Source organism: Micrococcus sp. HMSC31B01, assembly GCF_001816085.1.
Taxonomy (GTDB): domain Bacteria; phylum Actinomycetota; class Actinomycetes; order Actinomycetales; family Micrococcaceae; genus Micrococcus; species Micrococcus luteus.
On the sequence record NZ_KV825340.1, the window covers coordinates 1 to 773 of the forward strand.

A 773-nucleotide genomic window follows, 5' to 3' on the forward strand; every position below is an offset into this window, starting at 1 on the left:
AGCCCCGAGGCGGCGAGGCGGCGCACCAGCTCCCGTCCGGTGACGGGCACCGCCCCGCGGGCCACGAGCTCGGCGCGTCGGTGCGCGGGCACGTCGTAGTGGTCCCGGTCGAAGGCCCGCTCCGAGAGCCCCGCCGCCCGCGCGAACGCGTGGAGCTCCTCGAGGGAGGCGTCGGAGACGAGGTGGGAGAACACGGTGCCGTGGGCGGGCCACGCGGGCGGGTCGATCAGGACGGTCATGCCCCCACTCTAGGAAGCACGGACCGGGGCGCGGCCGGCCGGCCGCACCCCGGACCGTTCCGGGCGCTCAGAACCGGAACATCGCGGCGTTGGCGGTCTCCGCGTCCTGGTACTGGGTGGCGGCGGCGTCCATCGCGCGGCGGATGCCCGCCAGGGACTCCTCCACGCGCTGCTGGGTGGCGCGCCACTCGGTGAGCACACCCTGGAAGTTCGCGGCCGCCTGGCCGCGCCAGGTGTCCTGCAGCTGGCGCAGGTTGGCCTCCATGGTGCTCACCTCCGCCTGGAGGCGGCCGATGGAGCCCTCCACCGCCCCGCTCTTGGCCCGCAGGTCCTCGACGTCGATCTGCACGATGCTCATGTGACTGTCCCCTCTGATGAGTGCTGATGGGCGGCGGGTGCCGCCGGGCACCACGCTAGGGACGCGCGTCGCGCCCGGCCGCCGGGTCGTCCCCGCCTGGGGACGGGGCGTCGGCCTGAGGCGCCTGTGCAGGAGCAGACACCCGGCGGCGGCGCTCGGCCGAGGCGCGACGGAAC

The 773-nt window shown here is 75.5% G+C and carries 2 protein-coding genes; both read right to left on the reverse strand.

The annotated features are described in order from the left end of the window. The coding region (locus HMPREF3105_RS10515; protein ID WP_141762513.1) for a DUF4031 domain-containing protein at positions 1–239 on the reverse strand (239 nt) is incomplete at its 3' end. Between the two features lie 67 nt (positions 240–306). After that, positions 307–597 (reverse strand): WXG100 family type VII secretion target, encoded by a 291-nt coding sequence (locus tag HMPREF3105_RS10520; RefSeq protein ID WP_010079419.1) that lies wholly within the window; start codon positions 595–597, stop codon positions 307–309. Positions 598–773 lie beyond the last annotated feature (176 nt).

Excerpts from the sequence above, each read along its gene's own strand:
- HMPREF3105_RS10520 (WP_010079419.1), bottom strand. The coding sequence starts at position 597 with ATGAGCATCGTGCAGATCGACGTCGAGGACCTGCGGGCCAAGAGCGGG.